The organism is Pedobacter sp. T50_32, assembly GCF_057652195.1.
In genome coordinates this window covers 421,250-445,847 of the sequence record NZ_JBYFBY010000002.1, presented here as the reverse complement: position 1 = coordinate 445,847, position 24,598 = coordinate 421,250, and the positions used below count along the sequence as shown (strand labels likewise).

The following is a 24,598-nucleotide window of genomic DNA, read 5'->3' as shown; positions in this document are numbered from 1 at the left end:
ACATTTATTTTGAATAGACGCATATATGCGTTATTTTTGATTAGGTCTAAATTAGTTATATATGAAAAAAGTAATTACCCTTATCTTCTTTACGTGTTTTTTTTTATCTATAAATGCAGAGAGCCTTTATAAGGTAAACACAGAGCGATTAAATGTAAGAGTAAAGCCAAATAGTAAAAGTCCAGTGATAGGATATATTCCTTATGGCGAAAATGTGTTAGTATTAGATAGCATTAACTATGGGTGGTATAAAATAGAAGTCAAGAATGCAATTGGATATGTAAAAAGTTCATTTTTAACAAGAAATTTTGAAAAGGAAAACATTCAAGAAAATACTACTTCTTATACTTTAAAAGTATTTATAATTGCAATTTTGTTCATTATTCTGATAACAATATTATATTATTTATTTAGGCCAAGTAGAAATGTAATTTTTAAGCAGTCATCAGATTTTCAAACTATTACTCCTGTACGCCAAATCTTTATTAGGCAGAAAAGTGTTGGTTTAGCAATCTTTCTTGGGTTATTTTTTGGTCCTTTCGGTATGTTGTATTCAACCAAAAAAGGGGGGCTTATTATGTTGTTGCTTCCGTTAATACTTATAGCCTTTATGATTTTCTCAGTAGGGATTGATAATCGGACCTCTTTTTTTACAGGATTTGGGACATTTTTACTTCTTCTTTGTTTTTATTTTCCAATATGTAGTATATGGGCGGCAATTTCAGCAGCTAATAAAAATAGAATAATTATTAACTCATTTAACTATGTCGAGAAGAATGCAAATGAATACTAGGAAGATTAGATTTGCCTATTTATTCATAGTGTTATTTATTTTCTCTTGTAAAGAGATAAATAGGGAAACAGACGCAATTAAGCTAGTTCAAGAAACAAAATTTGGTATAGATAATGTTTTAAAGATAAATCCTTTACTACTATTAGCAAATCCAAATCCTACTAATTTGGAGATAGCTAATTTGATGGCGAATGCAAGGGAAAAAGAAAAATTTACTTGGAAAGCAAAAAAAATAGAAGGAGATATATATTTGGTTGTCTTCTATGCTGATTTGAATGAAAGGGCTCTTGTTTGGGAATCTAATTTAGATAGCAAAATTGTCCGGAGTGTAACCTACAATCCTATATTGGCGAAAAAATATGAACTTGAATAAATTGTCTATAAATTTTTTATGTCGAGCGATATGTATATATCTTTTATTGAGTTTGATATGAAATAACCCGAATTTGACTTTTTATAAATAATGATATTTTGTTGTTTGGAGAAGTCGTTAAATATATTCGATAGCTTATCATAACCAATAAAGCATAAATCTTCATTAGGCAATACCAATACTAAGTACACTTTATGACCACAAATTTTATTTAGTTCTGATAGATTATTGAATTCATTGCTGGTAATATTATAGCTGTATTTTTCGTTATCTAATTGAGTATTGATGTACTTAATTACTAAGCCTATATTATCATTTATGATATAAGGGGGTTCGCTTGCATTTATATTATAGGCTAGACTTGTATTAATTTGTCCTTTGGAAGTTAAAATTTCAAACAGTACCTTGCCATGTGCGATAGCTTTATTCATTATTGCTAAATAATAGAAAAAGAAAAGAAAAAAAGAATTTTTTCTTCGAAAATTCCCTTTTTACGTTTGCAGGTTATTAAAAAACTGTAAATTAGATATGAATTGTGATTTTTCAGAAGTTAAAAATATCATTTTAGCTTATCCTCTAAACTTCAAAAATGAGTTTAACAAGTGCGCTTTTATTGTTGATGAATTAATCAATAATTTACCTGTTGATATTAATATCCAAATTGTAACAAGAAATGAAGCTTCCTTAAATCAGCTTTATTATTTGCATCCAGACAAAACATTTGAAACATTATTGTTGGAAAAGTGGGATGATATATGGATGCGAGATTGCTTAGGCTTTATAAACGGTAACAAGTTTGTAAAGCCTATTTATTTTCCAAAATACTGTGATTACAAAAACAGATGGAACTATTTTAGGAGAATAAATAAGCTGTCGAGAAAAATAATCAAGCATTTTATTGATAAGCCAATAAACGATTTACCACTAATCTGGGATGGAGGCAATCTAACAAATAATAGTAAAATAGGGTTTCTTACAAGCAAGATAGTTGAAGATAACCCATCATTTAGTAAAGACTATATTGAAAAAATAATTGAAGACAAGCTATCTATAAGGCCAGTAATATTAGATAAACAGCAAAATGATGTGATAGGTCATATTGACGGTTATATGGCGTTCATAAATGAAAACAACATCGCAATTAGTAGTTATCCAAATATGACATTCCTAAAAAAGGATAATGAATATTTAGAGTATTTAAGCAATTGCGCAATAGGCAATGGTTTAAATGTTGGTAGGATAAATGACAGGCCGGTAGATGAAGCGATTGCCTGTAATTGCAATAGCTTTAGGAGAAAAGGATGTTACTATACAGCAAAAGGTAATTATATCAATAATCTTCGTATCAATAATACTGTTATACTGCCAGAATACACCCTCTCTACCAAAAGAGAAACAGACTATTATAACAAATCTAATAAAGAAATATACCAGAGTATGGGCTTTGATGTTAAGGGCATTAATTGTGATGCCTTAGCCCAATTTGGCGGTTCTTTACATTGCCTTAGTTTCACTCACTAGTCTTTCGATCGAGAAGAGATTTCGAAAATTCTTAAAAAAATTAATTAAATAATAATCTATGATAATTCTAATTGCACCTATAGTTAAAGATTGTATGGGATCTTGTATGGGGGAAAAAGAAATCCGCGAGATTTTTAAAAATTCGCGGATTTTAAATGGATTTTGTGGAGCTGAAGGGAGTCGAACCCTTGTCCAGTTGTGTGATAAATTATGCTTTCTACGTGCTTATTTTCCAATTAGTTTTCGAGATGCGTCGGGCTGGAAACCGACCTTGACAACATCCTTATGTACTTTGTTTCGCAATTGCATCATACCTCTACAAAAGCTAGCACGGTTATTTCGATGCCTCTGATGCTAACCTAACTATGCGGCAGTTAGCGAGACAAAAGCTTTCTTAATTCTAAATTAAGCAGCTAAGGCGTAGTTATTTTCGCCAATTATTGTTTTGAACGTTCTCTTTAAAGTGCTCTCCGTACAACGCACTGCATGCTTACATACTTAGCGCCACCCTGTCAAATCCAGGAACAGCCCCATTTTACACTTTGGCAGTTAACAATTAACCAGTTTAAACAATTAAGCGGTTAACAAAAAACCAAAGCAATTACAAAAGTACAAATAAAATGCCAATAAGCTACATAAGTGCTATTTTTAGCATTATATCATGTTAAAAATATTTACGGAAATTTCTGCATCAGTTAAGCTTACTGCGCTGCCAGTTCCGTTAGATGGATATAATTTGCAAGAGAGGAATACTTTGACATCTAAAGAAACTGGTACTCCAAGTTGCGCTGGAACTTCCTTTACATAAGTTACAGCTGCGGTACTTCCGGTTTGCGTTCCTATAGCAGATAAATATACCTTGCCATTTTTGTCAGTGTATCTGATCCATAGCTTTTTACTGTCCACAACATAGGTGTTCGTTTGGTCAAATTCCCAATTAGAAACTTTTATAAACGATTTGAGATAGGTAAACTTGTCGTCCAAATAGCTAACCTTCATTGTTCTGAATTCTACCTCTATTGCAGGTTGTATAACTTGAGGAGTAACAATTTTTGAGATGGTGCCGCTAACACCACCAATTGCGATACCGTTTCCAAGAGAACTGCTGGCATTGGAACCGAATGAAAAAGAGCCGTCGCTTTCGGTAGCCTCCCAAAGAAAACTTACGCCATCTAATTTTCCTTTGGCATAATAAGTTGCGGTAGTTTGTTGCGATCCTCCACTATTGCCACCGCTACCACCTCCATTATTTCCACCACTTCCATTATTTGTAGTATCAGTTCCTCCAATATCTATATAAACGGTATTTTTTTTACAACAGGTAAATAAGGCTACAAAGAGCACTGAGAGCAGTAATTTAAAATTTCCCATGATTGGTTAAATATACTAAATCGGATAATACATTAAAATAAAAAATGGGCTCTTAGTAGCAGCCCATTTTTATTCGTTTTTTATCAGTCTTTTCTTCCCGGATATTGTTGTAATGCCAGCTCTAAACAATCCATAGCAGCATTTAAATCATCAACGTTAAGTACATAAGCCATACGCACTTCGTTTTTACCAGAACCAGCCGAAGAATAGAAACCTGTTGCAGGAGCCATCATCACAGTAGCGTTGTTGTGTTCGAAGCTTTCCAAAATCCACTGACAGAATTTATCTGCATCGTCAATTGGGAATTTAGCTACCACGTAAAACGCACCACCTGGATTAGGGCAGAAAACACCGTCGATGTTGTTTAATCTAGCTACTAAAGTATCTCGACGCAAGGTATATTCTTTATTTACAGCTTCAAAATAGCTATCTGGCGTATCCACAGCAGCGGCACCAGCAATTTGCTCTACCATACCCGGACTTAAACGAGCTTGTGCAAACTTCAATCCCGATGCGATTACTTCCTTGTTTTTAGTAATTAAACAACCTAAACGAGCACCGCAAGCACTGTAACGTTTAGAAACCGTATCCATAATTACTACGTTTTCATCTAAACCATCTAAGTGCATTGGCGAGATAAATTCACGGCCATCATAGCAGAATTCGCGATAAGCTTCGTCAGAGAATAAGAATAAATCGTATTTCACACAAAGTGCTTTTAACGCTTCTAGTTCTTCTCTAGAATATAAATAACCTGTTGGGTTGTTAGGATTACAGATGATAATTGCCTTGGTTTTATCCGTAATTAATTTCTCGAACTCGGCAATAGGAGGTAGTGCAAAACCATTTTCGATATATGATAGAATTGGTTTAACTACCACATTGCTCATGCAAGCAAAACCATTGTAGTTAGCATAAAAAGGTTCGGGAATAATGATTTCATCGCCTTCGTTTACGCAAGTTTGCATTGCAATGGTAATAGCTTCAGAACCTCCAACAGTTACCAAAATGTTTTCTGGTGTAATGTTGTAGCCTAATTTATTATAGTATTCGGTTAACTTCTTTCTATAAGCCAAAGTGCCTTCAGATGGTGTATAGGCCCAAACATCAAAATCAATGTTTTTAACAGCGTTTAACATTCCTTCTGGAGTTTCAATATCTGGCTGACCGATATTTAAGTGATATACTTTTTTTCCGTCGTTTTTAGCTTTATCTGCAAACGGAGTAAGTTTTCTAATTGGTGAGGCGGGCATTTGAAGCCCTTTTTCTGATATTTTTGGCATGGCACAAAAATAAGAAAACCCCGTTGTAATAACGAGGTTCTCAAAAAAATATTTAATAAGATAGGAGTTACCTATTTTGTTGCATTTGCTACGGTTTCTCCTTTTAAATAAAGCACTTTAGTAGTAGTTCTTGCGTTAGAAGTAACTGTTACTGCCATATTAAAAGGTAGTGGCGATCCAGATTTCTTTACTGTAACTTTTATGAAACCTTTCTCTCCTTTTTTAACGGGCGTTTGTGTGTATTCGCCTACAGTACAACCGCAAGTTGGCTCTACTTTAGATATGATTAATGGTGCTTCACCTTCGTTGGTAAAATTGAAAGTATAGCTAACCGCTTGGTCTAATTTTATTTTACCAAAGTCGTGAGTCTCAGTCTCAAACTTAAACTCGGCTGGCTTAGCCTGAGCGTTTGCGGTTAGGCCTAATCCAACAACTGCAACCAACATTAAAAGTAACTTTTTCATAATTTTTGTGTTTGAACAAATTTAGTGTTTATAGTTTAAAACAAAAAGTATTCCAAATATTATTTGCCGCTATACTGAAGTCAAAGTAAGAAAGAATTGTATCTTTGCGCCTTAACCAACTTGTAGCTTATGAGGTCAGCCGGGAAAGTTATTACCAATGAGATAGACGCTTCAGAACTAAGTTTTGATGCTTTCAAAGACATCGTAATAAACGATTACAGAATTGCTGTAGAAAGCCGTCAGGCGAGTTTGTTAGGACGAAAAGAAGTGCTTACGGGCAAAGCTAAGTTTGGCATTTTTGGCGATGGGAAAGAGGTTCCTCAGTTAGCCATGGCCAAGATGTTTAGAAAAGGCGATTGGCGTGCTGGATACTACAGAGACCAAACTTTTGCTTTCGCTACTGGTATTTCTACCATCAAAGAATTTTTCGCACAATTATATGCTAATCCAGATGTTAATGCAGATCCTGCATCGGCTGGGCGACAAATGAATGGGCACTTTGCTACACGATCTTTAAATGACGATGGTAGCTGGAAAAATTTAACAGAAGTAAAAAATAGCTCTGCAGATATTTCTACCACAGGCGGTCAAATGGCTCGTTTGTTGGGTTTGGCTTATGCATCGAAACTTTACAAGCAAAATAAAGAACTCGATTATTTAAAGAACTTTTCCATTAATGGAAATGAAGTTGCTTTTGGTACGATAGGTAATGCATCTACTTCTGAAGGTGTGTTTTTCGAGGCTTTTAACGCGGCAGGTGTACTGCAAGTTCCAATGGCAATTTCCGTTTGGGATGATGGCTATGGGATCTCCGTTCCTGCTAAATATCAAACTACTAAAGAAGATATTTCTGAAGTACTGAAAGGATTTCAGCGTGAAGAAGGTACCAATGGCTATGAGATTTTTAAGGTTAGAGGGTGGGATTATCCCGCTTTATGCGAAACTTATTTAAAAGCTATTGAAGTTTGTAGAAACGAGCACGTACCTGTTTTAATACACGTAACCGAAGTAACGCAGCCGCAAGGACATTCTACATCAGGTTCTCACGAACGCTACAAGAGCAAAGAACGTTTGGATTGGGAAAAAGAGCACGATTGTATTGTGAAGATGCGTGAGTGGATGATTGAATCTGCTATCGCTACCAAAGAAGAGCTCGACGAGTTAGAGGAAACTGCCAAAAAGCACGTTAAAGAAATACAGAAAGAAGCTTGGAACGAGTTTCTAGATTCGATTAAGCAAGAGCAGGCAGATGTGGTGCGAATGATCAACAATTTAGCGAATGGAAATCCTTCGTTGACTAAAATTGCTGCTCAGTTAGCCTCTACACATGATGCCTTGCGTAAAGAAGTGGTTTCTGCTGCTAGAAAAGCTATACGTTTAAGTGTGAATTTGCCATCGGCAGATAGAACTGCTTTGATAAAATGGTACGAAGATAAAACGTCCGTGTTCACTGAATTATATAATTCTAAACTTCATACCGAAGGGACAGAAAGTCCTTTCAACGTTAACCATATTGCTGCTCAATATAATGAAGCCAGCAAAATGTTGGATGGTAGAGAGATATTAAATGCTTGTTTTGATGCCAACTTTGCCAGAGACTCTAGATTGCTTGCTTTTGGAGAAGATTTAGGTGCTATAGGCGATGTAAACCAAGGTTTTGCTGGCCTACAGGCTAAATATGGTGACTTAAGGGTTACAGATGCGGGTATTAGAGAAGCGACTATCGTAGGTCAAGGCATTGGGTTAGCGATGAGAGGTTTACGTCCAATTGCCGAAATCCAGTACTTAGATTATTTGTTGTACGCTATTACCGTTTTAAGTGACGATTTAGCAACATTATCATACAGAACTAAAGCGGGACAAAAAGCACCATTAATTATTAGAAGTAGAGGTCACAGACTGGAAGGTATTTGGCACTCTGGCTCTCCAATGGGCATGATTTTAGGTTCATTAAGAGGAATGCACATTTGTGTGCCACGTAACATGACCCAAGCTGCGGGTATGTACAATACGTTGTTTAGGTCTGATGAGCCTGCTTTGGTGATTGAATGCTTGAACGGTTATCGTTTGAAAGAAAAATTGCCTGATAACGTAGGTGAATTTACTGTTCCGTTGGGCAAAGCCGAAATTATTAAAGCAGGAACGGATATCACGGTAGTGAGTTATGGTTCTACTTTAAGATTGGTGGAAGAGGCGGCAGAAGAACTGGAAAGCTTTGGGGTATCTGTTGAAGTGATTGATGTGCAAACGCTTTTACCTTTTGATATGGAACAGCTTTGTGCTAAATCGTTAGAGAAAACCAATAAATTGTTGGTGGTAGATGAGGATGTGCCTGGAGGGGCTAGTGCATTTATATTACAACAGATTTTAGAAGTTCAGAAAGGTTATTATCTGTTAGATAGCAAACCACAAACCTTGGCAGCAAAGGCACACCGTCCACCGTATGGTTCTGATGGTGATTATTTTGCTAAGCCTTCGGTAGATGATATTATTGAAGTGGCTTATGCAATGATGAATGAGACTAATCCAGAAAAATATCCTAAGTTGTATTAATTTATAATTTTGAAATTGATTTTACAGAAAAGGCGATAAATATCGCCTTTTCTGTTTTCTAAAGGCTATCTTTCTGTATATTAGAGGCTAAATCGAACTAGTCTTTTCCTTTTCTGAATGAAGTCTCTCTTTTCGCTCGCTTTCTTGCTATGTGTTTACTCTAATTTTGTTTGGTCTCAAGTCAATTATCAAAAAAAGCTTGATAGTTTGTTGATAACAAACAAATCAAACTATGCGGTAGATTCGGCGAAAGTGGTACTATTAAAAGACATTGGTTGGCATTACATGAGAGTAGGTAACGATGCAAAGTCCTTAGAATATATGGATTTAGCAGCTACAATGGCTACAAAAGTAAATGCAAAAGATATCTTGGCTTATATCTATTTTTTTAAGGCGAGGACATACCATGGAAAATCCAATTATCAAAAAGCCGAAGAGTACTATTTAAAATCGCTAGATATAAGGATTGCCCAAAATAACGTAGAAAAAATAGGGTTTCTGTATGGAGATTTAGGAGCATTGTATACTTCCATTCCAGATTATGCCAAAGCACTTGAAGTAATTCTAGAAGCCATTAAAATCTATCAAGTAAATAAGAATGAAGAAAGTTTAGGTAACTGTTTTGCTAATCTTGGTAATCTTTATCAAAAAATGAACCTTCATAGCCAAGCTATAATTTACTTAGATAAAGCATTAAAAATTTTCGTAAAAGAAGGTGAGGAAACCAGAGGTGTAGCATTTGTTTGCCACAGTATGGGCACGGCTTATTTGAATGCCCCCGCTGCCGAACTGAAATTGTTAAAACTTACCGTCATTCAAAAAAATGAATTGGCATCAAAATACCTTAATAGGGCTTTAAATGCATCTATAGCAATAAAAGATGATAATCTCTCTGGTGTGATTTACAAAGACTTAGGTAATATATATGAAAGTGAGGGAGATCGTGAAAAAGCCTTAGAAGCTTATCAGAAAGCAATGAAACTAAATGATAACGATTACGGAAGAAAGGACTATGTAGGCAGTTTATTAGCTATTGTGAAACTTAACGCAGCTGCTAACAATGATGAAGAAGCTATGAAATTAGCTAAGCAAGCGCTTGATATTAGTAAGAAGTACAAGTTTACAGATGTAATGCGTGATGTTCATTTGTTATTGAGTGATTTTTATGAAAAAGTTGGAGATTATACCTCCTCACTTTACCATTACAAAGAATATATTCTAGCTAGAGATGTTATTTTTAATGAAGAAAAAGAAAAGGAAATTACTCGTAAGCAGCTACAATTAGATTTTTCGATTAAGGAGAAAGACTATCAGACAAAGCAGCAGCTTACCAACCTAGAATTAGATAAGCAGTTATTACTGGTTAAACGACGTCAGCAGGAGCTACTTTTAAACCAGCAAAAGTTAGCACTTAGCGATCAAGAGAAGAATATACAGCGGTTAAATTTCTTGCAACAGCAGGCAAATTTAGAAAATGAGAAACTTCAAAAAGAGAGCCAGTTAGAGCAGCAGACATTGCTGGGTAATTTAGAAAGGGAACGATCTGGTAAACAATTGCTAAAGCAGCAAAATGAAATTAAACTCAATCGCAATTTCTCAGTATTTTTCGGAGTTTTGGCGATAATTTTATTGGCTGCCGCCATTTTCGTTTATCAAGCGCAGCGTAAAACAGCAAAGTTAAATAAGCTCGTTCTGTTACAAAAGGAAGAACTGGAGAATTTGGGTAAGGTAAAAGATAGGATTTTCAGCGTAGTAAGTCATGATATGCGCACACCAGTAAATTCGCTTATTTCATTTATTGCTCTGCTCGAAAATGGTGGCGTAACTGAAGAGAAGCTGAAAAGGTATGCTGCAAATCTTAAAAATTCGTTGGGTTATACGTCTGCGATGATGGAAAATTTACTGAACTGGGCCTATACACAGATGCAGGGCTTCAAGCCAAATCCAGTAGTTACGGACGTTACGAATGTGGTACAATTAGCAATAGATACGGCGCAAGCAGAGGCACAGCAGAAGGGAATTATCATCAGCTACCAACCAACAGCTAACTATAGTGTTATTGCAGATGAAAACATGGCTTCGCTTGTAGTAAGAAATATCCTTAACAACGCCATCAAGTTTACAGACAAAGGAGGACTTATAACGATTGATTTAGCAGAAAAGATCGATAAAGTTTATATAACTATCAGTGATACGGGAATAGGAATGAATGCTACACAAATTCATGCTTTTAATACTGATGAGAATCAATTAGGTCAAACTACATTAGGAACCAACAAAGAAAAAGGGACAGGTTTAGGATTAACTTTGTGTAAATCGTTTGCTAATTTGATGAATGCAAAATTGACGGTGCTGAACAACCAACCAAAAGGTGCCATCTTTACATTTTGCCTTCCCTCGGCGTAACACAATTAATTCTTCATATACTCATTTTGCACTTTCATATATTAAAACGACATGTTCATAGACTAGCTAAAAATGGTTAAGGTTTTTCAATTAACTTAGGTGCTAATTAAGTAACGCGACCTTCATGAAACATCTGAAAAGTAAAAGTTTTTGGAAATTCTTAATGAATTTTGGCATATATGTTTATCAAGATGTGATCAAGCTACGTCGCCTTTAAATGCGAAATTAGATAAGATCTTTCCTTTTGGATCTAATTAAAGTTCTTTCATTAATTACAGATAGAATTTGATCCCGATAGGAAAGGCTTAAAGGGGCTTTATAATCGTTTTCTAGTATAATTTCGTGAGTGTTTACGCTTACGATTTTATTAAAATTGACAATATATTGTTTGTGGATCCTAAAATAATAATTAGGGAGTTGGTGCTCCAGATTTTTTAGGTTTATTAAAGTGATATGCACGCCATGAGGGGTAAAGAGTTTGGAAAAATCTCCCAAACTTTCAATGTAAACTATTTCATCGTAGTTTAGGCGTGTGTATCCTTTAGTTTCTTTGATAAAAAAAATACCGTCTTTATCTACTGTTTTTTCAACAGGTTCTTCTTTTACCTTGTTTTTTAGCTCTAAGTAATTTACTGCCTTACCCACTGATTTTACCAACCTATCTAAACTTATTGGCTTGGCAATAAAATCCAACGCATCAAGTTCGAAACTCTCTACAGCATGTTCTAGATGTGAGGTTACGAAGATAAAGGCAGGTGCATTTTTGATGTTTTTCAGTAAATCAATACCAGAGAGATCTGGCATATCTATATCAGAAAAAACAAGATCTATCTTCTGGTCTCTTAAAACTTCAAGTGCTTGTATTCCATCTTCGCAAACGGCAGTAATTTCAAGTTCGCTAAATTTACGTAAGTAACTTTCTAATAAATCTCTTTCGATTTCGTTATCGTCTATGAGCAAGCATTTAATCTTCATATCTGCTAAATATAACGCATTCGCCTGTATTTTAGAAGGATGTTTTATCCAGACTATTCATTCAAAAAAGTTTCAACTTGCTTTTCTACTTCTTTTAGGTCTTTTTCGTTTTGCGATTGGGCTAGATATTTGATGAAAGCCTTTTTAAATTTTTCATTTTTTGCAGCTTCTTGTAACGCTAAATCTACAACCAATCGTGTTACAATAAGTAATACTGCCAATGCTATAGGCATATTGAAAATCAAAATGCCAAAGCCTGCAATTATGGTTACAAACTGTTGTATAAATATGCGTAGATAGGGCTGCATGAACAGTTTTTTAACGTTTGTATGTAAGTAACGTTTAGGCAAAAAGAAGTTTTTAAGTGCCATAGCAGTGCTAAATAACGACAGAATTAAAAAAGCCATTTGCATATCGTGCTGTTGAAGCAAAAAGTGGTAGTTTTTGAGCACATTAAAATCATCTTTGATACCTTTTATGAAAAAACTGAGGTACATAAAAACAACGGTAGATTGAATGAATACAAAGAAGAAATAGTGAAATATAAAGAATGGAATTTGAAAAATATCTGATGTGTTATGCTTGCCAGTTTCAGTTGGAGCTGCTTTACTGAATAGAAAAGTAGCTAGTAATTTAAAAATGTGAATGAAACCAATAATGATAGTTTCAAAAAAATAAGTGATAAGTATAGTTTCGGCCTGCCAATTAAAAATAAGTATACCTAACAGCATGATGATAGACATCATCCATATCAAAATGTTGTTTGGATTTGGGATAAGCCATTGGTATTTATTCATAAGCAAAGTTTCTGAAAAGGGTGGATGTTGTGGTTATTTTTTGCTCAACTCCATTCTAAGCTTGTAAACCAGTTGGTCCGTATTAGTTTGTGGTGAGTATTGTTCTATTACCATTTTTTTACTAGAAAACTCTTGAATGGTGTAAGCTTCATCACAATTAATGCCTTTACATTTAAAATTTGGTAAAATCATGCGCTTTCCTTCTTCAGAAATAAAGATAACACCACCAGTTATATTAGCCGCTGGAGAACCTGTGTAAGAGAAGTCGTAATCTACAATGCTTTTGGTACTAGAGTTACTATAAAAGCGCCAGTGACCAACATTCTTTTCGTCTTTGGTAATCTTTTCTGAACCATCAGACCTAATTTCAGAACGACGATAAACATCGATGTTCCATTCGCCAAGCATTTTATCGCCAATGCGATAGCTTTCTTTTTTACAGCCGTAGTTGCTTATAGTAAAGCTGATTATGAAAAGGTATAAGTATATTTTTTTCATCTCGTTAATTTTTAATCATTATTTCCCTAGCGGTATCATAAACTCCAAGCCAACACTTATTTTCATGCCAACAAACTCATTTTGACCAATGCTATTTGTTTCGTCGTAAGTGGTATTTGAATTTATCCATTGCTTAAAATCATGCGGAAATTCGTTGCTGCGGTAACGATTGGTGCTGTAATCCATCAGTACACTTTCGCCTTTGTTAAATAGGGCAGAGCCGTAGGTTACACGAATGGGTACGTAGAATTTCCAAAGCTTTAATCCTACAGAACCACCATAATCCATCGTGAAAGAATTGGTTTTGTAATGACCTGTAATATCGTTTTCGTAACCAAAACTTCTATCGCCATTTGCGTAAACTTTCCAAACTTCCATAGCGTTGCCACGTATGCCCATGCCAAAAACACCGTTGATGGTAAAAAGACCACCGATATTATAACCTAACTCGAAAATAAAATCGTGGTTTTTTGCCCTGTAATTGAAATCGTAGCCCGATTTTGTAGCTAGTGTGGTGCTATTGTCCTGTCCATTTTTACTGAACATGTAAATCATCCCTAAATTAAAACCTTCTTTTCCCATTAAGCGGTAACCGCCACTAAAACCTAAGCCACGCATTTTCGACGAAAAATCTGTGAGTGGTACAAATCCATTGGTTTGGTAATAGCTGTTAAAGGTGCTCACAAAGTTATTCAGCTTTACTGTTTTGATATCGTGTTGCGTGCCATTAACTCCTACAATAAGATGATGCTGGGCAAAAGTACTAATGCACAGTAGTTGTAAAATTGAAAGATAGTATAGTGTCTTCATCCGTATTAAAATGAGGGTAAAACATCGGTTGGAATTTCGTTACCAGTAAACTGTTTAGGCTTATTCTTTTTGAAAGATTTCATTACGTAATAAAAGTAGGAAGCAATTATTGCGAGCTTAATAAGGAGAGACATACTTCCTTCGACAGGAATAAAATAAAAGAGCCTCAACAGCACAAGTAAAATAAAAACGTAGAGCGCTAAATTGGCTAAAAATGCACTAGAAGTTTGCCCAAGTTGAATATGAGCGTTTGGATTATTTTCTCGTACCATTCTTATTAATTCTTTCACGAAGGATGTATATGTGTTTGCATGGTCGTTGAAACTGGCGAAGCTTTCGTAACTGGTAGAGTGAATTATAAAAACGGCAGTGCCACATTTGATGCGGCAATTGTAATTGTTGTTCCTATATCTGTAAGGGGCATAACAAAGCTGTACGCTAGTGATATCGCTATATCGGATATAAACATTAGCACGATTTTCCTGCTTTATAGTTAGCCCTTGTTCGGTAAGTTCCAAATGTTGTATCTTCTCAAAAGCAGATTTTTTGAAGGTGTAGCTGGTGTTCATTTCCTGATATTATTTTGAGAAGAGAAGTCCATTTCCATTGCAAACCAAACACTTCTCGTCAACAGATTTATAGGTGTTGTGAGTTGTAGTAGTGGTAATTTTCTTATCGCCGCTAATAGTGCTGCCTGTTTTATAGGTTACGTCTTTTGTGGTGTAAGAACCAGAAACTACTTGTTTTTGCTGTTTTCCTGTACCATTGCAACTCGTGCATTTTTTCGTTCCGATAGCACCTTTTACGATATTATATTTTTTATAGTCGGTATAATTAGATTGTGCCGAAGTGTAATATTTATTATCGTTCGTTCTAAAGCCGTAAGCGTCTCTAAACACGATGGCTTTTTTTTGGTTGTCGATATTTAAAACAGTACCTACATCCAAGGGCTCTTTTTTCGTGTTTTCCGATATTCCGAGCTTGGCATCGTTTTTTTCGTAAATGCTAGCTATAGAACTATTAAGAACCATGTTATAATATGTATTGGAGCTTGTTCTGTTTACTTTTGAAGGTTCATTGGTATAAATACTGTAATAGTTTGCCAAATGAAGCATACTTTTTACATCGCCTTTGGCTACGTTTGCATTTAGTAGTTTTAATCCTTGTGCCTCGTACTCTGGGTTTTTACTGCTTAAAAGCCTGTAACCATATTCGTAGCCCGCACTTAAATTTCCGGCATTAATTGCCTTTTTAAAATAACCGTCTGCTTTCTCCTTGCTGCTATTTTTACTATTGTAATGTTGTATGGCCAGTATTTTATCCAGTTCTCCGGGTAAATAGAGTTCTTTAAAACTCCAATCTTTTTCTCCTTTGTAGTTGTTTAATAATTTCTTCGCATTCTCTTCATCAAAAGCTCTTATGTAATAATAAACCAGTTCGTAAGCTGCCTTTTGGTAATTTTTTTCTGCTGCGGTATGCATCCATTTTAAACCCTTTTCTATGTTAACAGGAAATGGATTGATGCCGTATAGATGGGCTTTTCCGAGTTCGTACATACTATTTGTATTTCCAGCAAGCGCATTTTTTTCCAAGTTGGCATCAAATATCTCTTTTGCTTTCGGATTTAGTTTTACATAATTGGCATTGCTGTATAGGCTGTCTAATGTTTTTTGTGCTGGTGCATATTTTTTTTCTGTCGATATTTTTAGCAAATAGTTAGGGATGTTCCACTCGTATGTATTTTGAATTTTATCTTGCTTAGGCATAAATGCTAATGCGGTTTCGTATTCTAAAGAACCATTTCCAGGGTTGATTTTTCCATTTTCGTCTATTACATAAGCTTTATTGTTAATGGTATAACTAAATTGCTTACTGTCTAAAACTTTTAATAACGACGTAGAAAATATGGGCGGAGTTAAAGCTTTAAAATTGTGGTCTAAAATTCCAAATAACGCTGCATAAGTAGAATATAGATATTGAGTAGAGTTTTTGCGATTAAAATAGGTGGTATCTTTTTCCGCTTTCTTTACAATTTCATTGTTTCTGTTAATTAAATTTCCATTTGCATGGGTAATTCCATTTTTGTTGAAAAAGCCTAAACTTTTGTAGTTTGCGGGTATAATTTCTTTACCATCAGCATCTAAATAGCCAAAGGTTACTGCTGCATTGAAACCTTTATCGACGAAAAAATAATTATTCTCATCTGGCGCCCCTATCGCAGCATATAAGGTTTGAGATTTTTTATTTCCTTTGATATCATAAAGGGCATATTTTAAACTGGTGTCATCGCCTCTAACGGCTAAGTGGCTGTTAGAAAGTATGTACAAGTCATAGATATACTTCAATTTAAATGAATTTAGGATGGCTTTACTGTCAAGAATATCTACCGTGCCGCCACTTCGGTATGGATAGACTGCAACCAGCCCATTTTTAACAGGACTAATACGACGGTTTTTTACTTTTATTTCTACAAAACCTATCTGATTTCCTTTCTCATCGAAGAAAGTTATTCCTTTACTGTCTGCCGTAGTTTCAACGGAGTTAAGCTCGCTTTTCGATGTTTGTGAGTACGCAACTATGGATAAGAGAAAGAAGTGGAAGATGCTTACTATCTTTTTCATTTTTCGAATACTGTTTTAGGTAAGTCGGCCATTTTTTTAGTTGCTTTATATAGGCCATTGCTAGTGCCGACCCATAAATAGCCGTTATTGTCTATAGATGCGCATTGCAGCTCACCTTGTATGTTTTTGTAATTGATGAGATGCTTGCCATCGTAAAATAACCTGTTGGCTTGAGCTACGTAAACAGAATGTTTGCCAGGAAGGTCTTGCCCAATGTGGTAAACTAAATCTGCTTTCCAATAGTTAGCTAAAGGCAGCCAGCTGTTTCCAGAACCTTTAGTTTCTGATTGATAGGGTGCTAAGAAATTCATTAATGCGGTTACACTATATTCTGAAGCACATAAAATAGTTGTTTCACTATTGTTTTTGATGTAAAACCCTGCACAATGACTAGGCTGACGTTTGGGTTCTCTATCGTCAATACGTGAAAATGAAGGAGTGCGGCGAGTGAAAATCTTGCGGCCATCGGGAGTGATGTTTCCGAAAAAACCATCCATTTTATTACTGCGGCCAAAGCTGGCGTAAACTGAACCATCGCCGTTCCATTGTGTACGCTGGAAATCGTGGTTAATAGGTTCGTTTAGTTGCGCTGTAATGGCTTCTCCGTTGTAATCTAAACTTACAGTGCCGCTTTTAGGTGTATTGTACACCCAAAATTTTGCACCGAAAATATAAGGGCCTAAACTGATGCCGCCAATAAACAGCTTTTCTCCATCGGGTTTTAAAGCAATAGATTGTAAAGTATTGCCAGTAATTTTAATGCGTTCGGTCCAAGTTAGCCCGTTGTCGTAAGAAATGAAGATACGGTTATCATTATCTAGCAAGGCTGCATTACCATTGTTAAAGATAAGGTCTTTATAACTCCAAGTTCCAGGCGAAACAGTAATTTTATTGAAATTTACCTCTTTTGCCCAATCGGTCATTACTTCCTCAGCAGTAGGTTGCTTTTCCGGCTCAGGGTCTGTTTTTTTGCTTGGATAGCCCAATAGCAGTGGGTAAAGGAGAAATAAGCACTGCCAATATCTTAACAGATTTTTCATGTCGCTTTTCTTTTGTAGTTGACGGATTAAAAATCGACAACTTTAAAAAGAAAAGAATACCAATAATTACGGATTTTGGCGAAAGTGGTAATATGTATTAAGGTCGCTTCTTTTTCTCGCCTGTATATTTCTTCTCGCCAGCTTTAATTTCTAATTGTAAATCATTTTCTTCTGGCGGAATAGGGCAGCGGTAACCATCGCTGTAGGCACAATATGGATTGTAAGCTTTATTGAAATCGAGTTCTAACTTGCCATCTACAATAGCAGTAGTTTTTAAATCGATGTAACGACCACCTCCGTAAGTTTCTTTGTTGTTGGTTTGGTCTGTAAAGGGTAAGAAAAGGTAGTCTTTGTAGGCGGTATTCGCTGCTAAAGCAATGTTTCTGTATAAGGTTAATTGTATAGGTTTTCCGTTTAGCTCAAAATTTAACTTCGCATAGCGGATATAGTCTGCAGTTGTACCTGCGTAAGTTGGCATTTTAAAAGCTTTTTCGCCTTCTAACAAGACTACTTTTGCATGTACTTTGTAAGTACTATCGGCATCGTAAAACTGAAGGTATTTTAAATCTGGTTCTTTTAATGGTGCACGTTCACTGCTCACAAAATCTGCTTTGTATTTTTCACGGTGGGTGGCAATCTGTTCCTTAAAAGACTGTGCGAAGCAAGTGCTGCTTACCAAAAACATCAACAACGTTAAATACCGATACATTTTTTACAATTTAGAAGATTTATTCCTTAACAGATGATCTGCCAAAACCAAAGCAGCCATTGCTTCTACAATTACTACCGCTCTTGGTACCACACAAGGATCATGACGACCTTTGCCTTTAATCTCCGAAGCTTCGCCAGCAGCATTAATAGTTTGTTGATTGTGCATAATGGTAGCTACAGGCTTAAAACCAACTTTAAACGTAATATCCATTCCATTAGAAATGCCGCCCAAAATACCACCAGCGTGGTTGGTAATGGTTTTAAAATGATTTTCTTCCTGAGATTTTGGTAAAGGAACATCGTTGTGTTCAGAACCTCTCAATTCTGTTCCATCAAAGCCAGAACCATATTCGAAACCGTGTACAGCGTTGATACTTAACATCGCTTTACCTAAGTCTGCATGGAGTTTATCAAATACAGGTTCTCCCAAACCCGCCGGACAGCCTTTAATTACGCAAGAAACTTTTCCGCCAATCGTATCGCCATCTTTACGAATGCCATCGATAAATTCAATCATTTCGTTTGCCGTAGCAGGATCTGCGCAACGAACAATGTTTGCTTCTCTTATTTCTAGTAATTCAGCGATGTTATCGCTAGCTAAAATAGGTGCATTAATTTTACCCACAGCAGTAACATGTGCAAAAATATCAATGCCATGATGTTTTAACAACAATTTGGCAACTGCACCAGCGGCAACTCTAGCTGCGGTTTCTCTCGCCGAAGAACGACCTCCACCACGATGGTCGCGTATGCCATATTTAGCATCGTAAACATAATCTGCATGACTCGGACGGTAAACATTTACATTATGCCCGTAATCTTTACTGCGCTGATCTTCGTTAGGAATTAACATTGCAATTGGCGTTCCTGTGCTTTTTCCTTCAAAAGTTCCTGAAAGAATTTGTACGGTATCGCTTTCCTTACGTTGCGTGGTAATTTTAGATTGACCAGGTTTTCTTTTGTCTAGTTCCGACTGGATGAAATCTAAATCTATCGTTAAACCTGCCGGACATCCGTCAATAATTACACCGATGGCTACGCCATGAGATTCACCAAAAGTAGTGATGCGAAAGATTTGTCCGAATGAGTTGCCTGCCATTTTAAGTTCTAAGTTGTAGGTTTTAAGTTATATGTTTGGGTCTTTGCTCTTTGTTCTTTTATCCTTGCTCCACTACTTCAAACCCCACTTTCTTTAAGTCTTCCCAAAAATAAGGATAAGATTTTTCAACTACGTTATAGTCTTCAATTTCTAGTTCCTCAATTAATAATGCTAAAGGAGCGAAGGCCATTGCCATGCGATGGTCTTCGTAAGTAGCAATACTCACTTTTTTAGGAAAATGTAGTCCAGCGCAATCTAGAGTATAGATTAAGTTATCTTCATTTAGCTTTACGCCAATTTTTGCCAACTCGTTTTGCAACGCTGCAACACGGTCGGTTTCTTTTATTTTTAAGGTCTCTAAACCTGTAAAAGCCATATTTAATCCCAAAGCGGCAGCAACCACCACAATGGTTTGTGCCAAATCTGGGCAAGTTTTTAAGTCTAAAACTTTATCAGTGTCTTTAATAGCTTGGTCTTTCGTAAAAGCTATTCCGTTATCAGTTTTAGTAGTGCTCAAACCAAAAATCTCCATAATGGTCTTGATTTGGCTATCGCCCTGCAAGCTTTTATCCCTCAGGTGCGGAAGACTAATTTGTGCCTCGTTTGCCAGCGCAACAATGCTGTACCAATAAGAAGCAGCGCTCCAATCTGGTTCTACAATTAAGGTAGACGGTTTAAATTCTTGATGTTGGATTTTGATTAAATTTCCATCCCATTCGTGAGCAATGCCACATTCGGCCAACATTGCCAAAGTCATTTCTACGTACGGTTTAGAGGTTAACTCGCCAACAATTTCTAAGGTTAAACCTTGCGGTAGGGTTGGAGCTAACATCAGCAAAGCCGAAATATATTGGCTACTGATATCTCCTTTTATTTTAATGTGCGAACTCACTTGAGCTAAAGGTCCGTTAATAGCCAAAGGAGGGAAGCCTTCTTTTTCAGCATAGCTGATATCGGCACCAATTTCTTTTAACGCATCAGCTAAAATCCCGATAGGACGTTGCTTCATGCGTTCGGTTCCAGTTAGTAAGAAATTTCCGTTCTTAGCAGAAAGATAAGCAGATAGAAACCGCATTGCGGTACCAGCTGGACCAACATCTACAGTTTTTTCAGTATTGCTATCGTTTTCGTAAGTATCTAAATCAGATAGAATAGCATTTAATGTAACGGTGTCGGCAGCGTTTGATAAGTTTTCTACTTTTACCAAATTCTTGCTCAACGATTTAATAATCAGTGCTCTATTGCATTCGCTTTTTGAGCCTGTTAATTGTATTTCCGCTTGTATATTTTGTGTTCCTTTGAAAGAAACAATAGCATTTTTATGCATGGTTTGGTTGGTATTAGGTCGATATAGGTTTAAAGCTGTCATTCACTCTCCTGTCATTCCGAACATCGTGAAGAATCTATTAGATCCTTCGCTTTGCTCTGGATGACAGGAGGAAAGTAGAATGACAAAATATCCTAAAAAATAAGTAATGCTTAAAAATTAATGCTTTTAAGCTTTTACTTCTGTGTGTTGCTCAGCTGCAATTCCTGCTTGCGTAGCTTGGCCTGCATTTAAAATCTCAGTTTGTTTACGGATAGACTCACCGTGTACCAATTCTAAGAATTTCTCAGTAAAGTGTACATCTAATTTCAAAGCTTTAGCAAATGAAGTTCCTTTTTTAAGGATTTCATCCCAACGGTTAACTTGTAATACCGTTACTTGGTTATCACGTTTGTATTCGCCAATTTTCTCAACGATAGCCATACGTTCACCTAATTTTTGCAATAACAAATCATCAATTTTATCAATTGATTTACGTAAATCAGCTAATTTATCTACAAAGGCTTCGTTTGCCGACTCTGGTTCACGTACAGTTAGACGGTCCATTAATTCGCTTACTGCAGCTGGAGTTAATTGTTGTTTAGCATCTGTCCAAGCTACTGATGGGTCTAAGTGCGACTCAATCATTAAACCTTGCATGTCTAAGTCTAATGCTTTTTGAGAAATGTAAGGGATTAACTCACGGTTACCGCAAATGTGACTTGGATCGTTAATGATTGGCAACTCCGGGCAAAGTGTTTTCAATTGGATAGCAAGTTCCCACATTGGTTCGTTACGGAAAGATGATTTTTCGAACGATGAGAAACCACGGTGAATAGCACCAATTTTAGTGATACCAGCTTTGTTGATACGCTCGATAGCACCAATCCACAATTGTAGATCTGGGTTTACTGGATTTTTAATCAACACAGGGATGTCGTGTCCTTGTAAAGCATCAGCAATTTCTTGAACTGTGAAAGGATTTACCGTAGAACGGGCACCAATCCAAAGGATATCTACGCCAGCAGCCAAAGCTTCCTCAACGTGTTTTGCGTTAGCAACCTCAACAGCTGTAGGTAAACCAGTTTCTGCTTTAGCACGTTTTAACCACTCTAAGCCAATGCTTCCAATACCTTCAAATTCTCCCGGACGAGTACGTGGTTTCCAGATACCAGCTCTTAAAACACTTACTTTGCCAGTTGCAGCTAATAAATGTGCTGTAGTTAATAGTTGGTCTTCAGTTTCTGCACTACAAGGTCCAGAGATTAATAAAGGTTGGTTGTTTGCCGTTAGCCAGTTTTCTAAAGGCTCGATGTTTAAATTAAGTTTCATTTTTTAGGATATTATTTTATTTACGATTTCGATTGATTAATTGTTGTATTGTTTGATTGTTGAATTTTTGGACTGTTAACTGAAAACTGCCAACTATTTAAACCTTATCATTCTTTTGATATTCGCCAAGCATATTGAAATTAGTAGTGTATTTTAATGCTTGTCTAATAGCTTGGTCGTACTTTTCTGTTTCCGACCATTCTAAGTCTACATAGAAATAATATTGGTCTCTTTTGCCTAATACAGGCATAGATTGTATTTTGGTTAAAACAACCTCTTGTTCTGCAAATATGTTAAGCACTTTAGCTAAAGAACCTGCTTTGTGCCCAACTTGGAAGCAGATAGAAGCTTTGTTTATTTGTTTTTCTTCGTCTGTTCTGTCTTTTTTCAATATCAAGAAACGGGTGAAATTCTTTTTGTTAGACTCAACGCTACGTTCTAAAATGTTTAATCCGTACAATTCTGCAGCTAAGGTATTTGCTACTGCAGCGGTATCTTTCAACTGGCTTTCTTGTATTTTTTTAGCACAAGCGGCGGTATCGTTTCCTTCAACAATGTTGATGTTTGGGAAGTCGTAAAAGAAATCCACACACTGGCGAATAGCGATAGGGTGGGAAGTTACCGTCTTTAAATCTTCGAATTTAACTCCTGGCAATGCCATTAAGTGTAAACGGATAGCAATGTAAACCTCGCCAACAACAGAAAAGCCATAATCGCGAATTAAGGTGTAGTTAGGTAGCAAACTGCCAGCAATAGAATTCTCTATAGCCATTACTACAAAGTCAGCTTCATCAGTTTCAAGCCTGTCGCAAGTTTCTTTAAACGAGTTACATTCAATCGTTTCTATCTCTTTGCCAAAGTATTTAAAAGCAGCTTCTTCGTGAAACGATGCCTTTATACCTTGTATAGCTACCCTTGGTTTTGTCTTCATAATTTGTTAAACAAAAAAAGGTCCTGACTTTTTAGCCAGGACCTTTTTACACATTTTAATATTTTTATATATTTTTCTGCATACTAGCCCTGGCTCTCACTGTAGTAGTAAAAGTAACCAAACCAATATGTAGTGTTAAAATTCATTTTTTGTCTTCTGGTGTCAAATGTACATTAACAAATTTAATTTGTCAATAGTTAAGTGGAAATAATTTTCACAGAATTTAATTTTGATGTTTTTGAACCGAATAACGAAACGGTATTTGTTGCTTTGTTTCTATCCCATAGATGCACAGATAATATTCTATCAATAATAAGACTTAAGATTTAACTTTCTTAAAATCTGTGTATCTGTGGCTTTCTTTTCTACAAATTGTTATAATACGTCAAACTATCAAAAATATCCTCTTCAGTTACTTTACAGTTGAAAGTACATTTGCCAATTCTTTCTAGCAATGAGAACATGATAAAACCGTCTTCATTTTTCTTATCGCTCTGCATCAATACCATCAAATCTTTAAAACTCTTAGGTTTAATGTCGTATTTTGGATACAATGAAAGAATATAGCTGGCAATTTCAGTTAATTCATCTTGAGACAAGTTGCAATATTTCGCTGATAAATAAGCTTCACAAATCATTCCAATGGCAATTGCCTGACCATGTGTTAAAGGTTTTTTATCATTTACCAAGGCATAACCTTCTACGGCATGGCCGATGGTATGACCGTAGTTTAATATCTTGCGCAAGCCTTTTTCAAAAGGGTCTGTTAATACTACTTCATTTTTAATCTTTACAGAGTGATAAATAGCGGCTGCGCTGATATTGTTATAATCGCTATCTTTTAGTTCTTGATAATAGGTTGCATCAGCAATTAAGCCGTGTTTAATCATCTCGGCAAAGCCCGATAATAATTCTCGTTGTGGCAAAGTTTGCAAAAAGGCAGTTTCTATAAATACCGCTTGTGGTAAGCTAAAAGTACCCACCATATTCTTCACATTATCAATGTCGATACCCGTTTTTCCGCCCACAGAAGCATCAACTTGAGAAAGTAACGTAGTAGGAATATTGATAAAATCGATGCCGCGTTTGTACGTAGACGCAACAAAACCACCCATATCAGTAATTACGCCGCCACCAAGATTTATCATCAAACATTTACGGTCTGCTTCAAAATCCAACAAGGTTTTCCAAATGCCAATACAAAAATCGATGTTCTTATTTTCTTCCCCGGGGTCAGTTTCAATAATATCGAAATCTTCTAGCTCCGGCAAGAAATCCCTGAAAACAGGTAAGCAAATTTCTGCCGTTGTAGAGTCTGCAAATACAAACACTTTACTGTATTTCTTCGCCGCTAAAATATCGTTTAATGGTGCTAATCCACTTTCAAAATGGATGAAATGGTCATTGTTTTTTAAAGCTTCCATTAAATTACTTCTATGGTTTGGCTTAAAAATTCAACTTTGTCGCCCACACGTACTTTTAAGCGTTTCCGTTCTTCGATTACTCCGTTTACTTTCACAAGTCCTTCTTCAACAATAGATTGTGCTTCGCCGCCACTTTGAACAAGTGCAGTAGCTTTTAACAATGCAATTAATGGGATAAATTCCCCTTCTAGTTTAAATTGTATCATGACGGTGCAATTTACAATTATTTGAAAGTCTTTCGTGCTTGGTAGCCTAGTTATTTATATTTTTGCAGCGTTCTGACTAACTTA

23 protein-coding genes and 1 other RNA gene are annotated in these 24,598 nt (G+C 36.0%); 5 read left to right on the top strand and 19 right to left on the bottom strand.

Features of this window, described 5'->3' with window-relative positions; translation table 11 throughout:
* Window positions 1-61 precede the first annotated feature (61 nt).
* Both AC23ME_RS07295 and AC23ME_RS07290 read left to right on the top strand, forming a co-directional pair.
* On the top strand, window positions 62-793 hold the full coding sequence (locus AC23ME_RS07295; RefSeq protein WP_487727097.1) for an SH3 domain-containing protein: 732 nt from the start codon (window positions 62-64) through the stop codon (window positions 791-793).
* Window positions 783-1,166 carry a hypothetical protein gene (locus AC23ME_RS07290; protein WP_487727096.1) on the top strand — a complete coding sequence of 128 codons (384 nt, stop codon included), beginning with the start codon at window positions 783-785 and terminating at the stop codon, window positions 1,164-1,166. The genes AC23ME_RS07295 and AC23ME_RS07290 overlap by 11 nt, the downstream gene beginning before the upstream one ends.
* A 5-nt stretch (window positions 1,167-1,171) precedes the next feature.
* Here the strand turns inward: AC23ME_RS07290 and AC23ME_RS07285 are convergent, their stop codons facing one another.
* The gene (locus AC23ME_RS07285; protein ID WP_487727095.1) at window positions 1,172-1,597 is read right to left on the bottom strand and encodes a hypothetical protein; all 426 of its coding nucleotides are present in this window, start codon (window positions 1,595-1,597) and stop codon (window positions 1,172-1,174) included.
* Window positions 1,598-1,694: 97 nt separating this feature from the next.
* Between AC23ME_RS07285 and AC23ME_RS07280 the strand changes: the two genes are divergently transcribed.
* On the top strand, window positions 1,695-2,687 hold the full coding sequence (locus AC23ME_RS07280) for an agmatine deiminase family protein (RefSeq protein WP_487727094.1): 993 nt from the start codon (window positions 1,695-1,697) through the stop codon (window positions 2,685-2,687).
* 162 nt (window positions 2,688-2,849) lie between these two features.
* Here the strand turns inward: AC23ME_RS07280 and ssrA are convergent.
* From ssrA to AC23ME_RS07260, 4 genes are all read right to left on the bottom strand, one after another.
* Window positions 2,850-3,219, bottom strand: a transfer-messenger RNA (tmRNA) gene (gene ssrA, locus AC23ME_RS07275).
* 122 nt (window positions 3,220-3,341) lie between these two features.
* Window positions 3,342-4,058, bottom strand: a complete 717-nt coding sequence (locus AC23ME_RS07270; protein WP_487727093.1) for a hypothetical protein — start codon at window positions 4,056-4,058, stop codon at window positions 3,342-3,344.
* 83 nt (window positions 4,059-4,141) lie between these two features.
* Window positions 4,142-5,341 (bottom strand): pyridoxal phosphate-dependent aminotransferase, encoded by a 1,200-nt coding sequence (locus AC23ME_RS07265; RefSeq protein ID WP_487727092.1) that lies wholly within the window; start codon window positions 5,339-5,341, stop codon window positions 4,142-4,144.
* A gap of 71 nt (window positions 5,342-5,412) precedes the next feature.
* On the bottom strand, window positions 5,413-5,805 hold the full coding sequence (locus AC23ME_RS07260) for a DUF1573 domain-containing protein (RefSeq protein WP_487727091.1): 393 nt from the start codon (window positions 5,803-5,805) through the stop codon (window positions 5,413-5,415).
* Between the two features lie 129 nt (window positions 5,806-5,934).
* Here AC23ME_RS07260 and AC23ME_RS07255 point away from each other — a divergent pair, with 129 nt between their 5' ends.
* Complete coding sequence (locus tag AC23ME_RS07255; protein ID WP_487727090.1) at window positions 5,935-8,358, top strand: alpha-ketoacid dehydrogenase subunit alpha/beta; 2,424 nt, start codon at window positions 5,935-5,937, stop codon at window positions 8,356-8,358.
* 210 nt (window positions 8,359-8,568) lie between these two features.
* A complete protein-coding gene (locus tag AC23ME_RS07250; RefSeq protein WP_487727089.1) occupies window positions 8,569-10,764 on the top strand; it encodes a tetratricopeptide repeat protein in 2,196 nt (731 codons plus the stop codon).
* A 225-nt stretch (window positions 10,765-10,989) separates the two neighbouring features.
* On the opposite strand, the gene AC23ME_RS07245 is transcribed toward AC23ME_RS07250, so the two are convergent.
* The 14 genes from AC23ME_RS07245 to AC23ME_RS07180 form a co-directional block, all read right to left on the bottom strand.
* Complete coding sequence (locus tag AC23ME_RS07245; RefSeq protein WP_487727088.1) at window positions 10,990-11,739, bottom strand: LytR/AlgR family response regulator transcription factor; 750 nt, start codon at window positions 11,737-11,739, stop codon at window positions 10,990-10,992.
* Between the two features lie 53 nt (window positions 11,740-11,792).
* Window positions 11,793-12,536, bottom strand: coding sequence for a DUF6498-containing protein (locus tag AC23ME_RS07240; protein ID WP_487727087.1), 744 nt, complete (start codon window positions 12,534-12,536; stop codon window positions 11,793-11,795).
* Window positions 12,537-12,569: 33 nt separating this feature from the next.
* A complete protein-coding gene (locus AC23ME_RS07235) occupies window positions 12,570-13,034 on the bottom strand; it encodes a hypothetical protein (protein ID WP_487727086.1) in 465 nt (154 codons plus the stop codon).
* A gap of 18 nt (window positions 13,035-13,052) precedes the next feature.
* The gene (locus AC23ME_RS07230) at window positions 13,053-13,844 is read right to left on the bottom strand and encodes a hypothetical protein (protein WP_487727085.1); all 792 of its coding nucleotides are present in this window, start codon (window positions 13,842-13,844) and stop codon (window positions 13,053-13,055) included.
* A gap of 5 nt (window positions 13,845-13,849) precedes the next feature.
* Window positions 13,850-14,413: a hypothetical protein gene (locus AC23ME_RS07225; RefSeq protein ID WP_487727084.1), complete on the bottom strand. Its 564-nt coding sequence runs from the start codon at window positions 14,411-14,413 to the stop codon at window positions 13,850-13,852.
* 9 nt (window positions 14,414-14,422) lie between these two features.
* The gene (locus tag AC23ME_RS07220; RefSeq protein WP_487727083.1) at window positions 14,423-16,465 is read right to left on the bottom strand and encodes a tetratricopeptide repeat protein; all 2,043 of its coding nucleotides are present in this window, start codon (window positions 16,463-16,465) and stop codon (window positions 14,423-14,425) included.
* A complete protein-coding gene (locus AC23ME_RS07215) occupies window positions 16,462-17,505 on the bottom strand; it encodes a hypothetical protein (protein WP_487727082.1) in 1,044 nt (347 codons plus the stop codon). Before AC23ME_RS07215 ends, AC23ME_RS07220 begins: the two co-directional genes overlap by 4 nt.
* Window positions 17,506-17,602: 97 nt before the next feature.
* Window positions 17,603-18,214, bottom strand: coding sequence for a DUF1684 domain-containing protein (locus AC23ME_RS07210; protein WP_487727081.1), 612 nt, complete (start codon window positions 18,212-18,214; stop codon window positions 17,603-17,605).
* Window positions 18,215-18,217: 3 nt separating this feature from the next.
* The gene (gene aroC, locus AC23ME_RS07205; protein WP_487727080.1) at window positions 18,218-19,315 is read right to left on the bottom strand and encodes a chorismate synthase; all 1,098 of its coding nucleotides are present in this window, start codon (window positions 19,313-19,315) and stop codon (window positions 18,218-18,220) included.
* 58 nt (window positions 19,316-19,373) lie between these two features.
* Complete coding sequence (gene aroA, locus AC23ME_RS07200) at window positions 19,374-20,642, bottom strand: 3-phosphoshikimate 1-carboxyvinyltransferase (protein ID WP_487727742.1); 1,269 nt, start codon at window positions 20,640-20,642, stop codon at window positions 19,374-19,376.
* 168 nt (window positions 20,643-20,810) lie between these two features.
* Window positions 20,811-21,953 (bottom strand): chorismate mutase, encoded by a 1,143-nt coding sequence (locus AC23ME_RS07195; RefSeq protein ID WP_487727079.1) that lies wholly within the window; start codon window positions 21,951-21,953, stop codon window positions 20,811-20,813.
* A 97-nt stretch (window positions 21,954-22,050) separates the two neighbouring features.
* On the bottom strand, window positions 22,051-22,884 hold the full coding sequence (locus AC23ME_RS07190) for a prephenate dehydratase (protein ID WP_487727078.1): 834 nt from the start codon (window positions 22,882-22,884) through the stop codon (window positions 22,051-22,053).
* A gap of 365 nt (window positions 22,885-23,249) precedes the next feature.
* Window positions 23,250-24,308 carry a 3-dehydroquinate synthase gene (gene aroB, locus AC23ME_RS07185; RefSeq protein WP_487727077.1) on the bottom strand — a complete coding sequence of 353 codons (1,059 nt, stop codon included), beginning with the start codon at window positions 24,306-24,308 and terminating at the stop codon, window positions 23,250-23,252.
* Window positions 24,308-24,514 carry an RNA-binding S4 domain-containing protein gene (locus AC23ME_RS07180; protein ID WP_487727076.1) on the bottom strand — a complete coding sequence of 69 codons (207 nt, stop codon included), beginning with the start codon at window positions 24,512-24,514 and terminating at the stop codon, window positions 24,308-24,310. Before AC23ME_RS07180 ends, aroB begins: the two co-directional genes overlap by 1 nt.
* Window positions 24,515-24,598: the final 84 nt, after the last annotated feature.